The organism is Anoxybacillus pushchinoensis (genome assembly GCF_900111795.1).
Taxonomy (GTDB): Bacteria; Bacillota; Bacilli; order Bacillales; family Anoxybacillaceae; genus Anoxybacillus; species Anoxybacillus pushchinoensis.
The window spans coordinates 1-1,044 of the sequence record NZ_FOJQ01000115.1; the positions used below are offsets into that span (position 1 = coordinate 1).

At 36.0% G+C, this 1,044-nt stretch carries 1 protein-coding gene and 2 pseudogenes; all 3 read left to right on the top strand.

What is annotated here, in order from left to right; all coding sequences use genetic code 11:
* Positions 1 to 494, top strand: a pseudogene (locus BM213_RS14840) (hypothetical protein); the annotation flags it as partial.
* Positions 494 to 838, top strand: coding sequence for a hypothetical protein (locus tag BM213_RS15120; RefSeq protein ID WP_244149322.1), 345 nt, complete (start codon positions 494 to 496; stop codon positions 836 to 838). The pseudogene BM213_RS14840 and the gene BM213_RS15120, both read left to right, overlap by 1 nt.
* Before the next feature lie 53 nt (positions 839 to 891).
* Positions 892 to 972 (top strand): annotated as a pseudogene (locus tag BM213_RS15125) (hypothetical protein); the annotation flags it as partial.
* Positions 973 to 1,044 lie beyond the last annotated feature (72 nt).

Sequence of the window (1,044 nt, forward strand, 5' to 3'; positions counted from 1 at the left end):
TCGAGTTCTTTCCGCTACCTAGGGCATTTTCTATGACCGAAATGCCCTATTTGTGCTGGGCTTTTTTATACACTAGCACTGGGGTGAATAGTTACGGTAAAGTTGTAAATGAGGGCGTTAAACTGAGTAAAATGGGGAGTAAAGTATTGCTGAGGCTTGATTTGCAATTTTTTGCTAGAGAAGCAGTACATTCTGTTATTAGATCTTTACCGGAAAATCCTAAAGATTTATTGAAGAGGGGTTGGCAGGATGTAACTGATCCAAGAATGAAAGCAAATACTAAAATGAGAGAATATAAAGACCCTGTAACGGGTCTAAAAGTTAGATTTGACCCAGCAACGCCGGGAGCAAGTGGTTATGAAGGAAAAGATCATTATCATATATGTAATCCTAATGCCACAGGAAAAAATGATATGTATTTGGACATAAACGGTAAACCGGTGGCAAAGGGCTCAAAAGCTTCGCATATTGTGATTAATAAGGGGGAGAAATGATGAGAATATCTGATTTTCTTAAAAGATATAATTTACATGGGAGTTTAATTAATAATGTGGAATATGATTCCATTACAAAAAGAGTATCTCTTGAAACTGAGTTATGTAAATGGCAGCAATCTGATTATGATGAAAGCAAAGATCCTGAAATGATTGATGGATTCATTGTTTTTGAAGATGTGACATACTTTGAAACAGATTGTGTTAAGGATTTTGATGCTGATGAAATATTAGAAGTTGTCCTTATTTCCAAAAACCAATCGTCTGAAAGAGCCAAAATAGTAACTGATGGAGTGAACATTATTATTATCGAAGCTGGCAATGTAGACTGGTATCCATTGTAATGGTGTGGCTCTTTTTCAAAGAGCTGCACCTAAAAAAACGTGTACAGGGTGTACAGTTGTATCAGTACAATCGGCATTCGACCTTAATGTCTGCTTACAGGCATATAAAAGATGAAAAATTCCGTTACTATATAAATTGAAATAAAGGTTTTCTCCCGTTCCACGGCGAATAAATACAAAGAGAAAATAGGGGAACGGAGAGAAAA